The organism is Bacillus badius NBRC 15713 (assembly GCF_001591605.1).
Classification (GTDB): domain Bacteria; phylum Bacillota; class Bacilli; order Bacillales; family Domibacillaceae; genus Pseudobacillus; species Pseudobacillus badius.
Genome location: NZ_BCVF01000040.1, coordinates 1 through 19,050 on the forward strand (window position 1 = coordinate 1; position 19,050 = coordinate 19,050).

General features: G+C 41.0%; 14 protein-coding genes and 1 pseudogene. 6 read left to right on the plus strand and 9 right to left on the minus strand.

Annotation, left to right across the window (positions count from 1 at the left end):
• Positions 1–732: 732 nt before the first annotated feature.
• Entirely contained in the window at positions 733–6,276 is a 5,544-nt protein-coding gene (locus BBA02S_RS16390) for an S-layer homology domain-containing protein (RefSeq protein ID WP_041114305.1), read from the minus strand.
• A 427-nt stretch (positions 6,277–6,703) separates the two neighbouring features.
• Between BBA02S_RS16390 and BBA02S_RS16395 the strand changes: the two genes are divergently transcribed.
• From BBA02S_RS16395 to BBA02S_RS16405, 3 genes are read left to right on the plus strand one after another with little or no spacing between them, the layout of a single operon-like run.
• Positions 6,704–8,284, plus strand: a complete 1,581-nt coding sequence (locus BBA02S_RS16395; RefSeq protein WP_041114306.1) for a PAS domain S-box protein — start codon at positions 6,704–6,706, stop codon at positions 8,282–8,284.
• Positions 8,238–8,723, plus strand: coding sequence for a sensor histidine kinase (locus tag BBA02S_RS16400; RefSeq protein WP_082040271.1), 486 nt, complete (start codon positions 8,238–8,240; stop codon positions 8,721–8,723). Before BBA02S_RS16395 ends, BBA02S_RS16400 begins: the two co-directional genes overlap by 47 nt.
• Before the next feature lie 44 nt (positions 8,724–8,767).
• Positions 8,768–9,091 (plus strand): response regulator, encoded by a 324-nt coding sequence (locus BBA02S_RS16405; protein WP_052477382.1) that lies wholly within the window; start codon positions 8,768–8,770, stop codon positions 9,089–9,091.
• A 105-nt stretch (positions 9,092–9,196) separates the two neighbouring features.
• Here BBA02S_RS16405 and BBA02S_RS16410 read toward each other — a convergent pair whose 3' ends face one another.
• Together BBA02S_RS16410 and BBA02S_RS16415 are read right to left on the minus strand one after the other, a co-directional pair.
• On the minus strand, positions 9,197–9,580 hold the full coding sequence (locus BBA02S_RS16410; RefSeq protein ID WP_061786758.1) for a hypothetical protein: 384 nt from the start codon (positions 9,578–9,580) through the stop codon (positions 9,197–9,199).
• 115 nt (positions 9,581–9,695) lie between these two features.
• The gene (locus tag BBA02S_RS16415; protein ID WP_231557216.1) at positions 9,696–10,493 is read right to left on the minus strand and encodes a LytR/AlgR family response regulator transcription factor; all 798 of its coding nucleotides are present in this window, start codon (positions 10,491–10,493) and stop codon (positions 9,696–9,698) included.
• A 621-nt stretch (positions 10,494–11,114) separates the two neighbouring features.
• Here BBA02S_RS16415 and BBA02S_RS16425 point away from each other — a divergent pair.
• From BBA02S_RS16425 to BBA02S_RS20775, 3 genes are all read left to right on the plus strand, one after another.
• Positions 11,115–12,233, plus strand: coding sequence for a tyrosine-type recombinase/integrase (locus tag BBA02S_RS16425; RefSeq protein WP_052477383.1), 1,119 nt, complete (start codon positions 11,115–11,117; stop codon positions 12,231–12,233).
• Positions 12,234–12,741: 508 nt separating this feature from the next.
• The gene (locus BBA02S_RS16430; protein WP_041114312.1) at positions 12,742–13,440 is read left to right on the plus strand and encodes a hypothetical protein; all 699 of its coding nucleotides are present in this window, start codon (positions 12,742–12,744) and stop codon (positions 13,438–13,440) included.
• 5 nt (positions 13,441–13,445) lie between these two features.
• On the plus strand, positions 13,446–13,622 hold the full coding sequence (locus BBA02S_RS20775) for a hypothetical protein (RefSeq protein ID WP_156136621.1): 177 nt from the start codon (positions 13,446–13,448) through the stop codon (positions 13,620–13,622).
• 422 nt (positions 13,623–14,044) lie between these two features.
• Here the strand turns inward: BBA02S_RS20775 and BBA02S_RS16435 are convergent, their stop codons facing one another.
• The 6 genes and pseudogenes from BBA02S_RS16435 to BBA02S_RS16460 all read right to left on the minus strand — a co-directional run bounded on the left by BBA02S_RS16435 (position 14,045) and on the right by BBA02S_RS16460 (position 18,825).
• Positions 14,045–14,653 carry an alpha/beta hydrolase gene (locus BBA02S_RS16435; RefSeq protein ID WP_041114313.1) on the minus strand — a complete coding sequence of 203 codons (609 nt, stop codon included), beginning with the start codon at positions 14,651–14,653 and terminating at the stop codon, positions 14,045–14,047.
• A gap of 27 nt (positions 14,654–14,680) precedes the next feature.
• Positions 14,681–15,656, minus strand: a pseudogene (locus BBA02S_RS16440) (ring-cleaving dioxygenase).
• 12 nt (positions 15,657–15,668) lie between these two features.
• Positions 15,669–16,127: a MarR family winged helix-turn-helix transcriptional regulator gene (locus tag BBA02S_RS16445; RefSeq protein ID WP_041098595.1), complete on the minus strand. Its 459-nt coding sequence runs from the start codon at positions 16,125–16,127 to the stop codon at positions 15,669–15,671.
• Positions 16,128–16,310: 183 nt separating this feature from the next.
• Positions 16,311–17,186, minus strand: a complete 876-nt coding sequence (locus BBA02S_RS16450; protein ID WP_052477384.1) for a YitT family protein — start codon at positions 17,184–17,186, stop codon at positions 16,311–16,313.
• 165 nt (positions 17,187–17,351) lie between these two features.
• A complete protein-coding gene (locus BBA02S_RS16455; protein ID WP_052477385.1) occupies positions 17,352–17,612 on the minus strand; it encodes a hypothetical protein in 261 nt (86 codons plus the stop codon).
• Between the two features lie 595 nt (positions 17,613–18,207).
• Positions 18,208–18,825, minus strand: coding sequence for a GerAB/ArcD/ProY family transporter (locus BBA02S_RS16460; protein ID WP_052477386.1), 618 nt, complete (start codon positions 18,823–18,825; stop codon positions 18,208–18,210).
• Positions 18,826–19,050 lie beyond the last annotated feature (225 nt).

Sequence of the window (19,050 nt, forward strand, 5' to 3'; positions counted from 1 at the left end):
TACGGACTATCTAGCTGCAAAGCTGGCCATATTTCAGTTTATAGAAGGCTGGATAACCGAAAGAGAATTCACAGCAGTATTGGCTATCAAACACCTCAAGCCATTGAGGATCAAATTGGAAGAACAGCCTGAGGCTTAACTTTTTTGTGTCCAAATTATTGACTCAAATCCAGGTCTATCTTCTTAAAATTGTTGTACAAGGATTATTACCGACATACAGTGTTCAGAAAATCACTAACATAATTCGCATATATTGCTGCCTCTATTTATATATTCGAAAAAAGAATCGGAAAAGTTTTAATAAAACACAAAACTTTTCTACACTTTTTATGATATAACCACTCAGACGGGTCTAATCAAATAATTTTTGTAAGCAAAATAAATAAAAACAATAATATTATTGGCATTAAATCAGTCTGAAAATGTTTTTGAGAATAGAAACAACCCATAGCACACATAGTATTTCCCCCTAAGTTATTTCTATTTTATGAGGTCTTTCACCTTAGAGTATTAGATTTAACAGTTCTTTCTTCTAAGAGTGCCTCCTGGTGCAAATAAAGATTAATTTTTTCCCTCTCTGCTAACTGTTAATTTATCCTAAGTTTGTTAGAGAGGTGGGTGCTGATTGATTTTCATAGAAACAGTTTGCATGCAACCCGGCAATCAACTTTAGATAAAAATAAAGCTGTCTCCAATGACTCTGCCTGGTCATTGGGGACAGCTTTTTTCTGCTTATTTTTCTTGGATATTCAGCATGCGGTAAAGCATAACGGCTGATTCAGCTCTTGTTGTTTCGTTTTTGGGGTCAAATTTGCCGTTGGACCGGCCAAAGATGATACCGAGTTCGGCTGCTTGTCTCACCGCTTCTTTTGCATAATCATTAATACGTTTTTCATCTGTAAAGGATTGATTGGACTGGATAGAGCTTAACAGCTCTGGCTGCTGATATTCGATCGCTCGAATAATCATCGCCGCCATTTGTTCACGGGTAATATTGGCATCCGGATCAAAATGGCCGTCTTTTTTTCCGAAGACAATTCCTGCCCGGCTGGCAGCTTCGATTTGAACAGCTGCCCACTCTTTCTTTGCCGGAACGTCTTTGAACATACCTTCATACTCTTTCACCGGGAGTTGCATCAACCGGGTAAGAAGAACCGCAAATTCCGCCCGTGTCAGCTTTTGTTCCGGCTCGAACAGTTCATTTGTCTTTCCGCTCGTCACCAATTTGGAAGCTAGCGAGTGAACTTCTTTTCTCGCCCAATGGCTGCTTGTATCTTTAAATGTTTTGTTATTGGACATCACAGCGAATGTTGAAAGACGGCGTACGGGAATAACCCATTTCTCCCCTTGCGTATAGCCTCCTGCATACTCCCAGCTTTTCGACGTTTCGTCATAACGCACACCGGTGGTTTGATCTTTTCGTACAGTGCCCTTTAGCTTCAAGCTGAGTTCAACCGGTGTTGGGAACGCCTCAGCGATCGATTGGCTTCCTGAAGAAATGGCTACATCAACGACATCCGATATAAACGACTGGCCAGGCTCCTCTGTTCTCGCTACTTGTATGTTGACAAAATGGCCATTCTGCTTTTGTAAGTACGCCATGTTTTCCGGTGAAAGAGTTATCCCATGACCAGTGTAAAAAGCGATATGCAGAGGCTGTTTGCTTTTTGCGGCACTGTCCACCAGGTCTTTCGGCAACTGAATACTCATGCGGTTCGCTTTTTCTTCTCCTAAGTCAATCAGCCATTGATCTGGCTTTATTTGAATGTGTTCTTGTTTAATTTCAATGGCTTTCTCTTCACCGGGAACGTCCGGCTTTTCTGTTACTGGAGGTACAGGTATCCCCCCATTCCCGTTGCCATTCGATCCATCAGCTCTCGTTTCAAATGTCCAAATATCGGAGCGGGCCTCTCCCTTGAATTGGTCTTTTACTGTTACATACCATCCATATTCTTTGTTGCTTTCAAGATGGCTCCAATCTGCTTCTGAGGTTTGTTGATCTTTTACCCCTTTTTGTTCTCCAATTTTTTTATTGGTGTAGACATTGGCTTCAAAGGCATCTGTCGCTACTACCTTCTCTTTTGGTGTGAGCTCTGTTTCAATGACAAATTCGTCCTTGCCTGGGTACTCGCTCGTATTATAATAATTGTATTGATTTAAGTAAGGCGAATATGTTTTCATATAAATCTTGTTTTCTACTGGATTCACCTGCATAATGCGTAAAAATCCTTGTCCGCCTTCTGGGCCTCCTTGGTAATCCGCTAGCATCTGGTACACTTTTCTGTCCGGTTTTCCATCCTTATCGTCATCAATTTCATCTACTAGCGTTTCACTATCATGATAATGGCCGGATAACACCGCTATAATGTTTTTGTTAGGAAGGACCACATTGTTGTAGATTTTATCGCCGATCGGACTGCGGTTTCCGGAAACAAGCAGGTACTCATGGAAATTTAGTATGGCTTTTCTTTCCGGATATCTAGCCAGCACGTCATTGATCCAGGCGATGTCCTCATCAGTGATTCCCCATCCCATATAAATCATAATGAAGTCATTGCCGTTCGAGCTGATTAAATCATAATGTCCGCGGTTATTCTTATAGGATTCTCCATAGTAGTCTTTAGATTGAAAGCGCTCTGCTCCAAAATATTTTCCGTACTCATTATAGTCGCCCGTTTTGTGTCCGACATCGTGGTTTCCGGCCAACACCCCATAAGGAATATTTCCTTTATCTAAATACCCCATATATTCATCGGCATGTTTCCATTGATAGTCCTGATCGGCTTCATCGACCAGGTCACCCGTGTGGAACAAATATTTAATGTTCATGGCTTCTTTTTGCTCCACTGCCCATTCAGTCATTCTTTTAAAAATATGAGGGTAGCTTTCAGAGTAATACTGGGTATCAGACATCCAAATAAAAGAGTAGTCAAACTGGGTCGTTGAGGCAATTTCGTCTTGGACCATTACTTGCACTTTTTGGTCTTTGACATAGTCAGGACCTTTAACCGAGCCGCGCAGCTTAAAGTTTTTGTCGTTCTCTGCTATTTTCCACTCGGTCAGCTCCCATTTGTTTGCTTTGTAATTCCACACATACATGGAAACCTTTCGTCCAATGAGTGATTTGCCTTCCCAATTTAATTCAATCTCATCCGTGTCGTTCACTTCTTTATCCACGGTTACCTCAAAGCGGTGGTAAGGAAACTGATCCGCAGATTTTGTTGTGACATATTGCTGGTCGGCTTTTTCCAGCTTGTCCACTTCTTTCACTTCTGTTTCCCCGGCTGGAATCATTGCTTTCGGGGGTTCACGGTCCGCGTTATTTTGATAGACAGCTATGTGCTGCTTCTCGTTTGCCTTGTACTGATAGCCCTGCTTAAATTCTACATCTAGGTCATCCTTCGTAGGATCGGCCACCTTTACTCTCAGCTTTGTAGAGGCGGGCACATTTTTGGCTCCATCCTTTGGCGAAACAGCTTCGGGCTTGAACGGCTGCTCTTCCACCACAGCAAATGTGACTGTTTTAGAAGCTTTATTTCCAATCTGATCTACGGCTGTCACTTTTAGCGTGTGTTTCCCAGGCTCCAGTTCGGCGGAGGACGTATGGAACGGCAGAGAAATTTCCTTGCCATCCAGCTCCGCAGTCATTTGATCCACTCCGGAAAACTGATCCTCCACCTCAGCATGAATCGTGAAGTCGCCTTTATATTCTTTTCCTTCTTCTACAGAAGGTGTCAGTACAGGGGCGCTGTTATCGACAATGACGGCGGCTTGCTTTTTCTCATTGCCGTTAACGGCCTCAACCGTATGTTTGCCTTCCTTGACTTGAGTGGTATCCCACTTATAAGCTTTTGCTGTGAATTTTTCATCAGGAACCGCAAAGGCAAAATCAATTACCGGCTTTGCGGATGAACCGTCACCGACTGATAGTTCTTTGTCCGGATCACTGTAGGCCGGGTCATAGATAACTGTGCCGTCTTTAAGCACTAACCGTACATTTTTGACATAAAAATCATCGCGGTTTTCCTCTGACTCTTTATCAAAAGGCGATACCTTTGTTCCTGAACGAATCGAAATCACCGCTTCTTTGCCTTTCTCAAAATATTTCGGATCCACTGGCACTGTTTTGGTGACATATGTATTAATCGTATCATCAAAAATATGCAACGCTTCATCGCCAATCGTTACGCCATTTTTAAAGTACAAATTTACTTTCTTCACATCAAAAGCAAAATAAGCAGGCTCAGCGAGAGCAGGAGTCGTTTTTCCCGTGACATCCTGTCCATCAATCTTGATGATCGTGTCCGCATAATTTTGGGAGTGAAATGCTTTGATTAAGGCCGTTTTATTTAGTAAAGAGTCATTCTCTACGTTCAATCCAATCCCGGTCTGCTTGTCATCCCGCAGAATAGAAATAGATTTGGCGGCTGTTTTCACTTCATTTGAACCATCAGATACGACTACATAGTACTCAATCTCCTGCTTGCCGATTAAGCTTGGCGAAAAAATGGTATGATGATACAGTTTGTCATCATAGTTTTCAGTTAAGTCTACCGAATGATAAGCCGCTTCCTCATTATTTTTATAAAATAAGCGAGCTGTTTTCACTGAATGATTGTCTTTAATATCAAAGGTTAGTTTCACATCATTCATTTCAGATACAGGGGCGGCTTCTGTTAAATCCGTTAATACAGGCTTTTCTGTATCAGGCTCCACTGTCACCTTTTCCGCAGGTACTTGTATGTCTGCATTGGCGCCGGGTGTGGCTGCTTCTGTGCCGCTGCTGTATTTTTTCATTACTGTGTCGCCAGGCGTTTGGGGGAAGGTATAGAAAATGCCCTTATCCGCCACTGTGTCATCCTTTGTGCCTTCATCGTTATAATAGCCAACTGAAATATCTTTTCCTGTATTCGTCGCAATAGCGATTCCCCGCGCCCCGCTGTTAGCCATCCCGCCGGAGTGAACCTTCACAATGTTCTGGTTCTCGGTTAAATTCACATTATAATGCTTGTTAAAGTCAGCTACAGACTTGTCTTTATTGCCTGCGTTTATTATCCAAAATACCATCGTTTCTCCGGATGACAGCATGACGTCCTCCTTTTCTGGTCCCCAAACCAAATCGGCTTCGGGTCCCTCGGCGGGATAACGATAGCGCAGTTTATAGTCTTTTAAGTTAATCGTTTCTGTTGTATTGTTATAAACCTCGATGAATTCATAGCCATCCAGATCATTCACATTGGCAGAATCAGGAACTAGTTCTGTCACTAACAGTGCAGGTGCTCTCTGCGCATCAAAGCTGCTTCCTTTGATGGCTACTTTAAATTCTTCGGTTGTCGCCGTTTGGTTCCCGTCATAAGCTTCGATGCGATAGGACATCTCTTTACTAATCAGTTCTTCCTTTGGAATGACGACTGTGTATGTATGAGGCGACGTTTCAGCTGCTGTCATGTCAGCTTCTTTCCAAGAGCTGCTTTGACCGAAGCGATAGATCACTTTTACTTTTTTCACAGCTGTTTCATCTGTTACTTGAGCGTTAAGCCGCAAGTCCTCCGTGGCATCGACGGCCGTCACTGCCGTATGATCAATAACCGGCGCTTTTAAATCTTGCCCGCTATGAACCGGCTCGCTTGGCACTTGATCAGGCAGTACTTCTCCTGGATTAGCCGGTTCATTTGAGTGAAGAACCTCCATATTCTTTTGGTCGTCCGCTATTTTATATTGAATTCCTTTATTTTCTGCCACCTGTTCCTTTGTGTAGCTTGCTTTTGAAATTTCGTTTTTATATGTATCCGCCAGCACAAGGGTGCGCGAAGCAGTATTCGCCATTCCGGCTGATTCTACCGTTGTTACTTGCTCAGCACTCAAATCGGTTTGAAAATTGCGGTTAAAGTCCTCAAGAGTCATATCTGCATTGGCGCTATTCTTCACCCACACCACGATGGTTTCCTGCGGTTGGATTGTTTTCGCTTCTGTAAATGTCCACTCGGCATCCGGCTTATTCTCGCTTTCCGGATAGCGGTACAGTAAAGTGTAATCCTTTAATGAGACGGACTGATTACTATTGTTGTAGATTTCGATAAATTCATAGCCATCGCTTTTCCCTGCATTCGCCGTATCCGGCACCAGCTCAGTAATCAAAAGAGCGGGATTTTTTTGCGGATTGATCGCCGCTGCTTCTGTTGCGGAAACCATTCCTTTCATCCCCCCTTCAGAAGAGACTGGGGAAACAGATAAACAAGCAAGTAAAGCAAGTGAACAAACTGACTTTTTCTTCATGATTTTCCTCCTTATCCTGCACAAGCCTCCACTTATTTTAAAGTGTCACTTTCATGACTGTATAAACGCCCTGTTAAAAGTTTGTAAAGTTCACTCGTTTTTCTAAAAATGTTAATTATATAGACATTCCTTTGCTTGATAGATTTTAAAAACTATTGATATAAACTATTACTATTTTCTAAAGAGATAATCATATTTTTTAACAAAAAATGTGCTTCTTGCAGTAAAATGGTTCTAGATTTATTTTTTAAAGACTTAAAAAGCAGCTTGATAAAGGAACTGCCTCTGTCAGCCTTCAAGATCACTTGATATAAAAAAAAGAAACGGAGATTGGTCTATTTGATTTTTATTTTCCTCCTATGTTAAGAGAAACCAGTCATTTTCATCAAAGAGCCATCGGATATTCAGTAAATATAAGGAGAGGAAAATGAACATACACACGTCTAATGAGATGTTTGTCGTAATTGGCGCGGATTTAAATGTGAAATATATGAATGAGACCGGAAGAGAGGCTTTTGGAATAACCGGCGATCAATTAAGCGGAATACCCGTCACCAATCTTCTTCCAGGAATAGAAAAGGATATAGGAATGAATAGGGAAAGCCAGGCCGAGTTTATACTATCTAACCATGGCAGGGAGAAAAGGATGAGGATCTCTATTTTTCCATACGAAGAGGATTTTGTCCTGGTCATTAAAAATACAACTTCCGGCGATACAGTGAAAGGACTTGTCGAACAAACTAAGGGTGGACAGCAAATAATGGACGAAGTCACCCAAAGGCTGTTATTGAGCAAAGAACCTAAAGAACTGTTGGATCACTTATTCGATCAATTAGCAGACTTGCTGGGATTAGATATCTATTTCAATTATTTGGCTGATCCTAAGGCGCAAAAAATAAGTTTAATTAACTATAAGGGCATTGGTCATTCAGAGGCTAAACAATGGAAACAGCTTGAATATGGAGAAGCGGTTTGCGGATATGTAGCCCAGCTGAAGGAAAGAGTGGTCGCCAATCACATACCGGCTTCTTCTGACCCCAAGTTACAACGTATAAAAGAACTGGGCATCCAGTGTTATGTGTGTCACCCGCTTATCGCCGGTGAAGAAGTTCTCGGCACGTTGTCATTTGGTTCTAAATCACGGGAAGCTTTCGCCCAGGCAGAGATCTATTTAATTGAGAAGATATGTGAGCAGGTCGGCCACGTACTAGAGAGAATGCTTATAATGGAAGAATTGCAGCATAAAAACCGGTCACTGGAGAAAGCGATAAAGGAAAAAGAGGCTTTATTTAAGTTATCACTCTCATTAAACAAAAAATTCAGAGAAATTTTTCACACATCTAAAGATGCCATGCTGCTGGTCTGTTGCGCGAACCGGGGCAAGCCTTTTTTCTATGAAGTTAATGCGGCTGTGGTCCAATTACTTGGCTACACGGCAGACGAATTAAAGAAAATGCCCCCCAAGGCAATTATTGCTCCTGAGTATCAGCAAATAATTGATCATGTCGCGCAAACAATCGAACAAGAAAAGAAAATGACTGTGGAAGTGAGCTGGGTAAAAAAAGATGGGGAAAAGATACCTGTTGATCTGAGCATCTCTTGCCATTACTTTCAAGGGAGAACCTATTACCTGATCATTGCCCGCGATTTAACGGAGAGAAAAGCATTTGAACAAGCATTGATAGAAGAAAAAATCGCCTCAGAGCGGGCAAATCTGGCAAAGTCTAAATTTCTTTCCATGATGAGTCATGAAATGCGTACGCCCCTAAACTCTATTTTAGGCTATGCCCAAATGATAGAGTTGAAAGCACAGGGAACGATCCATAAACACACCGGGAAAATCAAAAATGCGACTATTCATTTAACTAACTTAATCAATGACATCTTGGATTACGTCGGATTAGAGGAAGGGAACAGTAAAGTTGCCAAAGAACCTGTCAATCTGGTGACGATTATTCAGTATGGTGATGGCTTCTGCCGAGATCAATGGAGTAGTCATCACCTCTAATATACACCCGGCTAGCTCTCTTTTCGTAGAAGGAGATCCGCTGCGGCTCAAGCAAGTAGTAATGAATTTACTGTCAAATGCCATCAAATATGGCGGAACGTCGGGACTTGTGACTGTTTTATATAAGGAAATGAAAGATAAAGCCCGGATTGAAGTACGGGATAACGGACCCGGTATTCATGATCACGATCTTGAAAGAATCTTCGAGCCCTTCTATCGCAGCGATGAAGTATTAAACCTTACGGAAGGGCGCGGACTCGGCTTATCTCTTGTTAAAGAATTTGTGACACAAATGAATGGACAATATGGGGTTGAAAGCGAAAAGAATAAAGGCACGCTTTTTTGGATAGAGCTTCCTAAGGCAAATGTAACCACTGAAGCCCCTCTGGCCCCTTTCTTGAAGGAAAAAGATAAAAAAACTTTAAAGTTCTTTATATAGAGGATAATGAAGAAAATCGGCACCTGCTGAAAGAGCAATTTAAAGTGTTTTTCAACATTGAGTTAGTGACTGCAGCTGACGGGCTGTCGGGGCTCGAGCTGGTCCAAGAGCAGCGGTTTGATTTAGTATTGCTCGATATTAACCTCCCACTGATGGACGGTTTACAGGTTTGCAAGAAAATCCGCTGCCTCCCCGAATATCAAGAGGTTCCCATCATTGCGATCAGTGCCCATGCACTTAAGAAGGATATTCAATATGCCTTAGAGTCCGGGTTCGAAGATTATTTAGTGAAGCCGGTAGATATCCGTTCTTTAAAGGCGCTGATCGATCAGTATATACAAAAAACAGCAACACCAGCTCTTCCTTAACCGGAAGGGCTGGCGTCGCTCACCAAAACAGTTGTTGTTAGGGCGTTTCATGCAGGAATTCTCAAAGACGTATAACTAGTGTGTAGTTTTTCACTGTCCAGCTTTTTAATTTTTTTCAAGCGTATGATCTGTGCGTCTATACAGGGAATCCTTTGTTTTGATGATTAATTCATTAATGTGAAAAGGTTTTGAAATTAAATGTGCCTTATCTATGCCGCTGACATCATCTATTGAAAAAGGATCTAATGAATCAGGTACGAGCCCTAAAAATCTTTGTGACGGATGTACAGCTTTGATTTCCCTCAGCAAGTTGTTCCCCGCTTCATCAAGATCAATCACAACTAGGTCTGGCTCAAACAAATAATACATATCAAAGGCTTCCATCTTTCGATCAGATAAAATAATTTCCGCAGAAAAATGAAGGGTCACAATCCTCTCGATTAAGAATGCTAATGGTTCATAATTACAAAATATAAAAACCTTCTTCATATGCATTCCTCTTTCTCCAGTGAGAAGCCTCTTTGCTTTGGACAATTTTCTTCCATAACGATCTTGTAAATAAGGCACCCCTCTTTATTTTGTTTAGTATGTCTCTTTTAAAATATTATTGATTTAAATCTCTCATCTTTTTTTGAAATTCTCTAATTTTTAATTTTGAAATATGCGCGTGCTTAGAGTATTCTGGAAAAAAAGCTAAATAGGTTTCGTTTTTCTGCGTAACATGCGAGACAGCTTCTAAATTAATAATGTTCGAGCGGTGAGATAGGTAAAACTGATCTCCCAATGTCTGCAATATATTGGCGATATTCTCATATACCTCATAAGTTTTATTCTTCGTATGAATAAAGCATTTCTTTCCAGCTTTTTCTATGAAATAAACATCTGCTTGTTTAATATAATAAAAGGAGCCCTCTGACTTGACGCATAACGTCTTACTTTGTCTTATCGGACTCTTTTCTGTATGCAGTGCGCCTCGAATCACGTGTTCTGCTTTTTCCAACGCTTGATATATTCTTGTCATTTTCACTGGCTTAACAATGTAATCGACGGCCGAAATATTAAAAGCTTCAACCGCAAAGTCTTCATATCCTGTCACAAAAATAAATTTCAAATGAGGCTGAAATGAAATACATTTCTTAATGGCATCTACACCGTTCAACTTCGGTAAATTGATGTCCGCAATCACCAAGTCGGGTTTTGTGAGCATCACTTGCCGAATTAAATCCTCCCCGTTTTCGCAATGGGCTACTACTTGAAAAGACGGATTCTGACTGACAAAAAAGCTTAAAATCTCTAAAGAATCCGGATGGTCATCTACAATTATTGTTCTAATAGGAGTCATAAGTTCTTCCTTTTGTGTTTTGGTTGCTCTATATTGGCGTTGTACTTTTTCTGCTATCATTTTGTGTAAAATAATCTTAAAGTAATTAGACAATTTTGTCTAAGGGGTCAGCAGAAGGTTAATGCCCTTTATTATTCATATTAGGCAAAAATTTAAGCCTTTTGAGCACAAAAAAAGACTTTTCGAATAAGAGAAACAGAAAATGGCAGTTACTATCAACTAACCGGTTGTAGGCGGTTTGACCTACTCTCCCTACTGTTTGATCAAACCGTCAATACCGCTAGTCTAGACATAACTTTCCCAGCTACTATGATTATCTTTCATTCTATCCGTCTTTCAAACAAGAATTATTATCCAATTTTTCTGCAGTAAAAGACCCGCTTTGAGTTTCAGCCAAAGCGGATCTTTTACTATATTGACAGCTGCTTTTATTTTGCAGGATGAGTACAGACAAATGAAAAATAGCACGGCAACACCCAACTGGATTATCATTCCTATTATTACACATAAAGGAAGATGATTCAATGGGTTTGAGAGAAGGAACAAACTGGCTAACATCCTATCTCATAAAAGAACATTTTTCTTTTCTATTTGTGTTATTATGTATAGTAAAGATAAGAAGGGATTATCTTTACTATACATAATATATTTATTGTAAAACTTAATGAGGCGGTAGAACACATGAATGAACTTTCTTTTATGAACCACCTATCGAATGAAAATTATTTAGCGCATTTGCAGGAAAATTTAGATCACCGGAAGCTGCTGGATGAAAATAGAAACTTGAATCTTTCCGAGAGTTCCGAGCAGGATTTCTTGGAATTGTTTTTTGCCATGAAAATTTTTGAAGAAGGAAAGCAGCTTTCTCCCCATACGATTAAAGCCTATCGTTCCGACGCCAAAACACTGCTGGATTTTTTGGTCGAACACTCCTTATCGTTTCGGGATATCGGGTTTCCGGAGGTGAAGGCCTACAACCGCTTAATCAACGAAACCTACGCAGTCAAGTCCGCAAGAAGAAAGCTGGGCTTTTTTCAGCGATTGTTAGACTTCGGCTATGAAACACAATTTTATAAAAGCCACCTCTCTACCTGGCTGACCAAGCCGGCCGTTCAAAAAGGACACTATATAATGGAAGAAACTCGTCCAAATGAAGAGCTTCACCGGGTGCCCCGCCGAGAATTAAGCCAGGCAGATGCTCAATGGCTGCTTACTTTCTTTCCTAAAATCGTTAAAGCCAAAAAAAATCGGGAACAGCTGCAAAAGCGTAATTTACTGATCGGTTACTTGCTTTATAGCACCGGGCTGCGGGCCAGCGAACTGCTCAGCTTAAACTGGGGCAGCTTCCGGTACAGTCACCAAGGACACTTGTTTGTCGATGTAATCGGAAAAGGAAAAAAACAACGAACTGTTCCCATAAGAAACGAAGTAAAGGAAGTATTATTCAGTTACCGAAAAAGCACCGGAGATTCAACAGAATTAAATTTAGAAGATCAGAGCCCGCTCTTTTTTGCGCTATATAATAAGGAAGAAACTCCTCGCAAAACAAAAAAGCGCTTAACCTATCCGGCGCTTTATAAGATTGTCAAAGAGGCGGTAGAATTAGCCGGAAAAAATTCAAAAATCAGCCCTCACTGGTTTCGTCATACCTTCGTGACTGTCATGCTCGAAAACGATGTGCCGCTTGCAGTCATCAAAGACTGGGCCGGTCATGCAGATATCTCTACAACCAATGTCTATTTAGAAAGAGTCAATCAGGATAAGATGCACACGCACTTGGATAAAGCGGATTTATTCTAGGTTTCGGATGCTGAGAGAGGCTGAATTTTGCATCGAGAAACCCTTTAGGTGAATAAACGGTCGTTCGATGCAAAAATTCAGCTGTGGGTAAAGCGGTATATCTTGCAAGAAAGCAGATTTCTAGAAATGCCTTCTAGAAAAAGATTGGGGTTGACTATTTGAAAAGAACAGTAAGCCTAACTATTTCTCTCATGGCATTTGTCATTATTATGATGGCTAATTTCCAAACAGGTATTAAGTTTGACACGGCAACTCATGTTATTTTAAACGGTTTGTGCATTCTGATGATCGTTATCTGTACAGCGCTCCTTTTAACGAATGTGAAAAAAAGATCGTACAGTAAAAATCAATCAATTCACCATTAGTTAGTCTACAGAAGCCAAATAAGAATGATCACCATTAAAAGCTGCGTATTTTCTTCTGCCGCCAGCTTTAGTTAAATTCAAAAAAGGGATTTAATGTATTTTTATAGAAAAAGATAATAATCTATAAAAAGGGGGTGTGAGTTTTGAAAAGGCTTTGGTCTTTATTTATTGTAACCACTTTGATGTTGACTACCTTTGGCACGCTTCATCCCGCTAAGGCAGAAACAAATCTCCCCACTGACACAATTCCAGACGAAGAAATTGAATTTCCTACAGGAGATGATGTCGAAAATTATAGTTTTGTTCAACTTTCTGAACCTATAACTCAAGACTACGATAGGAATAATGAAGTATTGCTAGGATATTATGAACCAGCAGCTCAAATCAATTCAACTGTAGTCACTCCAATGGACAATTATAGGGAATATGATAAATGGTATGTGTATGATCAAGGAATAACTAAAAGTTGGTCATATTTATCAAATCCATACTTTATCATGAGTATTGCAAGAGGAATGAGCTACGAAAAGTCAAAAGAAATATCAGCTACTATTTCAGGTACATTCAGCAAAGAAATTCCAAATGCTTCTTTGCCAGCTGTTAAAAGTGCTTTTAATTTAAATGCATCAGGCAGCAAAAAAGTAACTGAAAAAATTGTACTGTCAGGTCCCGGTTCTGGATACTCTAGTCGAGATTTTTACTATAAAAAAGGCAGACACACGCACAAAATAAAGATTGTACAGGAACATAGATCTAATTGGGACGGTGTACTATGGAAAAAAACCTTTTACGGCAGTGTAGGAAAACCAGCTATAAAACATTATTCAGTAGATAGAAGGTAGATAAAATGATTAAACAAATCATCAGATGGATTGTATTGACTATACTCATGGTTTCGTCAATCAGTTTTGCAGTTGTTTTCCAATTGGATTATGTAGCTGAAGCATTAATGGCACGAGCTCTTCCATTGGCTATTGTTATAGGGTTTTCTTCCATCGCTACTTCGATCATGTTCCGGAAATAATTGCTGTACGGTATTCACTCTCAAGTGTCTTTTCGGGAGAGCTTATTTATCTCGCTGAATAGGATAAAATCTAAGGATACAAATGTTTAGGTCATAAAAAAGAGCCTAATGCAGTGAATTGCCCCTTCAATTGTTAGACACTGCTAACAATTGAAGGGGCAATTTTTTATAGCTTAATGAAAGGAGGCCATTTTCGAACCTGCTGCCATGTATTTTTACAGGTTTGCGGATTGATCTCTTTCTTTTTTTGTTTTAGGGATGATAAGCCTGGTAAATGTCCTGAATGCTCCAAAAGAATAGATTGTCTATAAGTCATGCTTGTTTGCTGATCATAGTAAATTTATATTTGAATTTTGCACTATGTTCAAATTAAAAATAATTCATGGACTGTTAACGTTCACTCCCCCAAAATTAAGCTGCCGCTAAGCAAATTGCTGCTGAAACCATAAAGCAGCATGCTGGATTTCGCTGCCTGATAATTGATGGCCGTTAGTTTCCCAATGAACATGGACATTGGCTTTTGCTTCTGTCAGTAAGCGGTCCAGCTCTTTTGTTTCCTGCGGAGGGCATAATAGATCATTTTCGCCGGCGCCGATAAATACCTCTGTCCCGCCCAAATCAGGCAATTCTCTTCCACGGATAGGCACCATAGGATGAAATAAAACCGCTCCTTTTAAGGCATCTTGAAAATGGAAAAGCAGACTCGCCGCGATGTTGGCTCCATTGGAATAGCCTGCTGCTATTACATTCCGGCGATCAAATTGGTACTGTTTGGCACTGTCATCTAAAAATTGGTTCAGCTCCTTGGTGCGGAAAATAAGATCCTCTTCATCAAACACTCCTTCGGCCAGCCGCCGGAAAAAACGCGGCATGCCATGCTCAGACACATTCCCTCTCACGCTCAGAAGGGAGGACTGTGGAGAGATCATCTGGCCGACCGTGAGCAAATCATGCTCGGTTCCTCCCGTTCCGTGCAGCAAAAGAAGTGTAGGGACATTGGCATCTTGCCCCTGTTGAAAAATATGTTTCATGTTCATCTGCTCCTTTCCGAACTTCTCCTATCCTAGCTTTGTGTCTAATGGCTTTAACTTGGCTTCTATCTGCTCTCGTCTGGATTCGAGGAACGGCGGCAATGCCAAAGATTCCCCTAAATGATGAATGTCTTCATCTGCATCAAACCCCGGGCCATCAGTTGCTATTTCAAAAAGAATGCCATTTGGTTCTCTAAAATACAGTGAACGGAAGTAAAACCGATCAATCAATCCGGAGTTAGGAAATGCTGCTTCATTTATACGTTCAATCCACTCGCGCAGTTGTTCTTCATTGTCCACTCGAAGTGCGACATGATGTACACTGCCGCGGCCAGGTCGTTCGGGTGGAAGATCCGCTCTTTCTTCTACATGTATTTCTGCCCCTGTTCCTCCCTCGCCAGTTTCAAATACTAAAATATCAGGCTGGCCGGCAACAGCAGATGGATATTGCCCTTTTTTGCGGAAGCCCAGAACATCTGTTAGCACATCAGCTGTCGCTTCCGCATATCGCACAGTCAGCTTCACAGGGCCCAGCCCCAGGATACCGTATTCAGCCGGTACTGGTCCTTTCCCCCAAGGGATGCCGCCTTCCCACTCCTTCATTCTTTTCATCGGATACTAGCATGAGGCGCTGTCCTTCAAAATCCCTAAAGGCTAATGTAGCACGGCCGGCCCTCTCGGCAATCTCTTCATGCTCTATCTCTAGTTCTTCAAAGCGCTGTTTCCAATAAGCCAACGCCTGATCGTTTTGCACGCGAAAGGAAATCGCCGAAATGCTGTTTGTGCCCTCATGATTCTGTGCCAGCATCGGAATTTCGAAAAAAGTGACTTCTGTGCCTGGATTTCCTTTTTCATCTCCATAAAACAAATGGTACATCGACGGATCATCTTGATTGACTGTTTTCTTCACTAAACGCATGCCTAATATGTTTGTATAAAACTCATAGTTATGAGGCGCTCTTGCTGTTAAGGCCGATACGTGATGAAGTCCTTTAAATTCCATTTCCATTACCTCCTATTCTTTCCTCTGTTTGTGCTGGATTTTTCTCAGCAACTGTAAAAGCTGCTTTTTCTCCTCTTCATCCAATCCCGAAAATTGCGCCGCTTGAAACTGCTCCTGCTGCGGAACCACTTCTTGAAACAGTTCTCTCCCTTTCTCAGTTAACGAAAGATACTTTGTTTTCCATTCCTGCTCCCGCTTGATCAATCCCATTTGCTCCATCTTGCTTAATAATTGCGTAATATTTCCTTTTGTGACAAACAGCTTATCAGCTAATTCCTGTTGGGATAATCGTTCATGGGAACCCACCTGAACTAAAACGTCAAATTGGGCCGCCGACAACTCCCACTTTTTTAAATGCTGATTAGATTGCCGGATACTTTGGTTGTATATTCTTGATATGCGAAACCACAACAGCAGTCCCAAACGTTCGTCTTGCTTGGATAAGGACCATTCCTTAGAAGATTCCTTCATATTTTCACCTTATTTCCTCTTGAGTCATTAGTTTAATACTAAACTTAAGTAGTTTTTAGTTTATAGGTAAACTGATTTTCTGTCAAGCCCTATCAACCAGCCTATACATAGCTGCACTGCCAATGTTAACTCCCGCCCTCTGCTTACTATCACGGCGGGCGGGAGTTTCAAATATACATCCAATTAATCTTGCTTGGCTGCTCCGTAAAGCTTGGATAACGAAAAGCCTCTGCCGAGGATTTCAGAAGCATTCAGGAAAACAACAAAGGAAGTCGGCTCCTGCTCCTGCAGCACTTTTTTTAGATAAATAGCTTCTTGCTGTTCAACTACACAAAGGATCATTGTTTTTTCTTTATTGGAGAATCCGCCGACGGAACGAACTTTCGTAAGCCCCCGGTCAATTTCATCCTTAATAATAGACTGGATAAGCTCTTCTTGCTCGGTAATAATGAGCACAAGCTTCGACGGCGAAGTTTGCAGCTGTACAAAATCAATCACCTTGCTTGTTACATAAATAGCCATCATTGCATATAAAGCTAATTCCAAGTTGAATACAACAGCAGAGCTTACCACAACCAATCCATCGACAATTAACTGGGAGTACCCGCTCGATAGCCCAGTATACTTTTTAACGATTTGGGCGACGGTAGCCAGTCCTCCAGTTGATCCTTTTCCTCTGTAGACAATTCCTAATCCAAGCCCAAGAAGGATGCCTCCATAAATAGCAGCCAGCAAAGGATTGTCAATTTTGAACGGGATGTCCGTACTCAGCCAGATCGTAAATGGAACGAAGAACGTTCCCACTAGTGTTTTTAAGCTGAAATCTTTACCGAGAAGCCAAAGTCCCAAAAAGAATAAGGGAATATTGATTATCCATTGCACATAAGCAGGATTAAAATGATACAGCTCATAGAGAATAGTGCTGATGCCGGAGACGCCTCCCGCTGCAAGCCGCGCCGGCAGCAGAAAAATATTATAGGATAAACCGACTAAAGCCGAACCGAGAATAATCGAGAGATATTCCATGAATAGCTTTGTCTGATTTGTATGTGTACCCATCTTTCAACATCCTTTCTTTCCTAGTCAATCTATTGAACAGCCCAGGCTGCTCCATGCCAACTATTCTATTTTAGACGTATTTAGGCGTTTTGTGTATCCTCAATTTCTGGACAACAAAAAAGCGCTGAAGCTAATCCAAGATTAGCTTCAGCGCTTTTTCTCTGATCAGTCAGGCTGAGCGACTGGTATATCAATAGCAGATGACAAATGATCCGACTGATCCGTTCGGGTGTATTGAGGTTTTACTTTTTCTTCATAGATCTGCTGCAAGTCCAGTTCTGATATCTTTCGTTTTTCAGCTACAGTTTTAATTAAAGCTATTTCCTGATACATGGCCTCCGAAAGAAGGCCTTTCCTTATATTATTGCTGATTTCCACGAAGAATCCTGCTAAAAGATCGTTTGGCAGCTGTTCATATACAGACAAAAGTTTTCCCTCCCTGTAATAAAACTGGATAGGACACACCTCTTACATATATAAATTCTAGAAAAAACGCTGAATTCCTTTTTACTTTAGTATAAAACAAGACAAAAATTGTATATTTTTAAATCTGGAAACAGCAATTAAATTAAACAGGCAGCCTCTTCTTAAAGTATGGTTGTACACGCCAAACCGTGTCCTTTATGAAGATAGTTAATTTCGGGCAGGTCTGCCTCTCTCAGGAAACGGATAAACTTCAAAAAATGTAGTGCTCCAATAAAAGAACGAAGGAATCAAGCTAAGAAGAGCTTTGCCGCGGGAACTTTCTTTTTAAAGCAAGTTCCTAAATAGGGGAGACAGTTGGAGCTAATTCTGGAACTGCTAAAAGCAGCATAAAAAGGACCGATCAATCATTTAAGGCAGACTGACGCTTACCCATAGCCAAACATACAATATTTATCTTCTCAGCCTTTTTCTTATTAAGCTCCCTTTATTTACATAGAGGCTTTTATGACAAATAGGTATTAATCACCTGTTTCGCAAAGGATTCACAAACTATAATAAAATTGGATTTATATTTATTCAATGAAAGAGAGGAAGTTTATTTGAAATCATTAAAGATAAGAAAAATTTCCGACATGCCGGAAGCCTGGTAAATCATTGCATCAAATACTCGGCCATATCCGTGCTCCAAAACCGGAAGAAGCAGAGAATGGTTTTTATGCTGAATATTCGCTACTGCCACAAAGACACCAAGTATGATAATAAAAAATAAAAGAAAGATATTGGCCATATTTACCGTACGCAGATTTGTGCTGGCTAACATCCAGCATGTGAACACAAACAATATAACGAGTATAAAAGGCGGCGTCTCCGGCAAATAGGCAATACCCGTCCAATCGATCGTTTCCCGCAAAGTGATACTGGACATAATGATCAAGTATCCGATGAAGATAGCTGCGATCATTTTAGTCAGCCTAGAACCGATAATGCCTGACAGCCAAACTAATAAAGGCTGTCCATTGCATTGCCGGTGAATATAAAGCAACAACGGCAGCCAAAGCAGCTGCAGAGCAAAGGTAAACAGAACCGCCAGCCAGGCATCCCGGCCGGCTGTTTCGATTAAAGGAGCAATCGCAAGCACATGATTTTTCAAGCCGATAGCAGTCATCCCCAATAGAATGACTTGCAGCGGAGTAATAGAATCTGACTTATTCATAGGTACCACCCGTAAACGATTTTGATAAGTACAGTATTTACAAAAAAGCTGTATCTATACTTTTCATGGGAATAGGTGGTTTTTCTCCGTTCTCTTCAAAAGAAAGCCAAAAAGGCCCTGCAGCCAGCTATTTTATAAGCTGGCTGCAGGGCTTTATCGGGTTCTTAAACTAGCGGAGAATGCTCGGCCGCCTTCGCCGTTTGGAAGCGGCCTTGCCTCTTGGGC

Bases quoted from the DNA above. Each gene is read 5' to 3' on its own strand.
- BBA02S_RS20775 (WP_156136621.1), top strand. From the start codon at position 13,446: ATGATTAAACAAATCATCAGATGGATTGTATTGACTATACTCATGGTT.
- BBA02S_RS16415 (WP_231557216.1), bottom strand. From the start codon at position 10,493: ATGATAGCAGAAAAAGTACAACGCCAATATAGAGCAACCAAAACACAA.
- BBA02S_RS16450 (WP_052477384.1), bottom strand. From the start codon at position 17,186: ATGGGTACACATACAAATCAGACAAAGCTATTCATGGAATATCTCTCG.
- BBA02S_RS16435 (WP_041114313.1), bottom strand. From the start codon at position 14,653: ATGAAACATATTTTTCAACAGGGGCAAGATGCCAATGTCCCTACACTT.
- BBA02S_RS16395 (WP_041114306.1), top strand. From the start codon at position 6,704: ATGAACATACACACGTCTAATGAGATGTTTGTCGTAATTGGCGCGGAT.
- BBA02S_RS16410 (WP_061786758.1), bottom strand. From the start codon at position 9,580: ATGAAGAAGGTTTTTATATTTTGTAATTATGAACCATTAGCATTCTTA.
- BBA02S_RS16425 (WP_052477383.1), top strand. From the start codon at position 11,115: ATGAATGAACTTTCTTTTATGAACCACCTATCGAATGAAAATTATTTA.
- BBA02S_RS16460 (WP_052477386.1), bottom strand. From the start codon at position 18,825: ATGAATAAGTCAGATTCTATTACTCCGCTGCAAGTCATTCTATTGGGG.
- BBA02S_RS16445 (WP_041098595.1), bottom strand. From the start codon at position 16,127: ATGAAGGAATCTTCTAAGGAATGGTCCTTATCCAAGCAAGACGAACGT.
- BBA02S_RS16400 (WP_082040271.1), top strand. From the start codon at position 8,238: ATGGTGATGGCTTCTGCCGAGATCAATGGAGTAGTCATCACCTCTAAT.
- BBA02S_RS16390 (WP_041114305.1), bottom strand. From the start codon at position 6,276: ATGAAGAAAAAGTCAGTTTGTTCACTTGCTTTACTTGCTTGTTTATCT.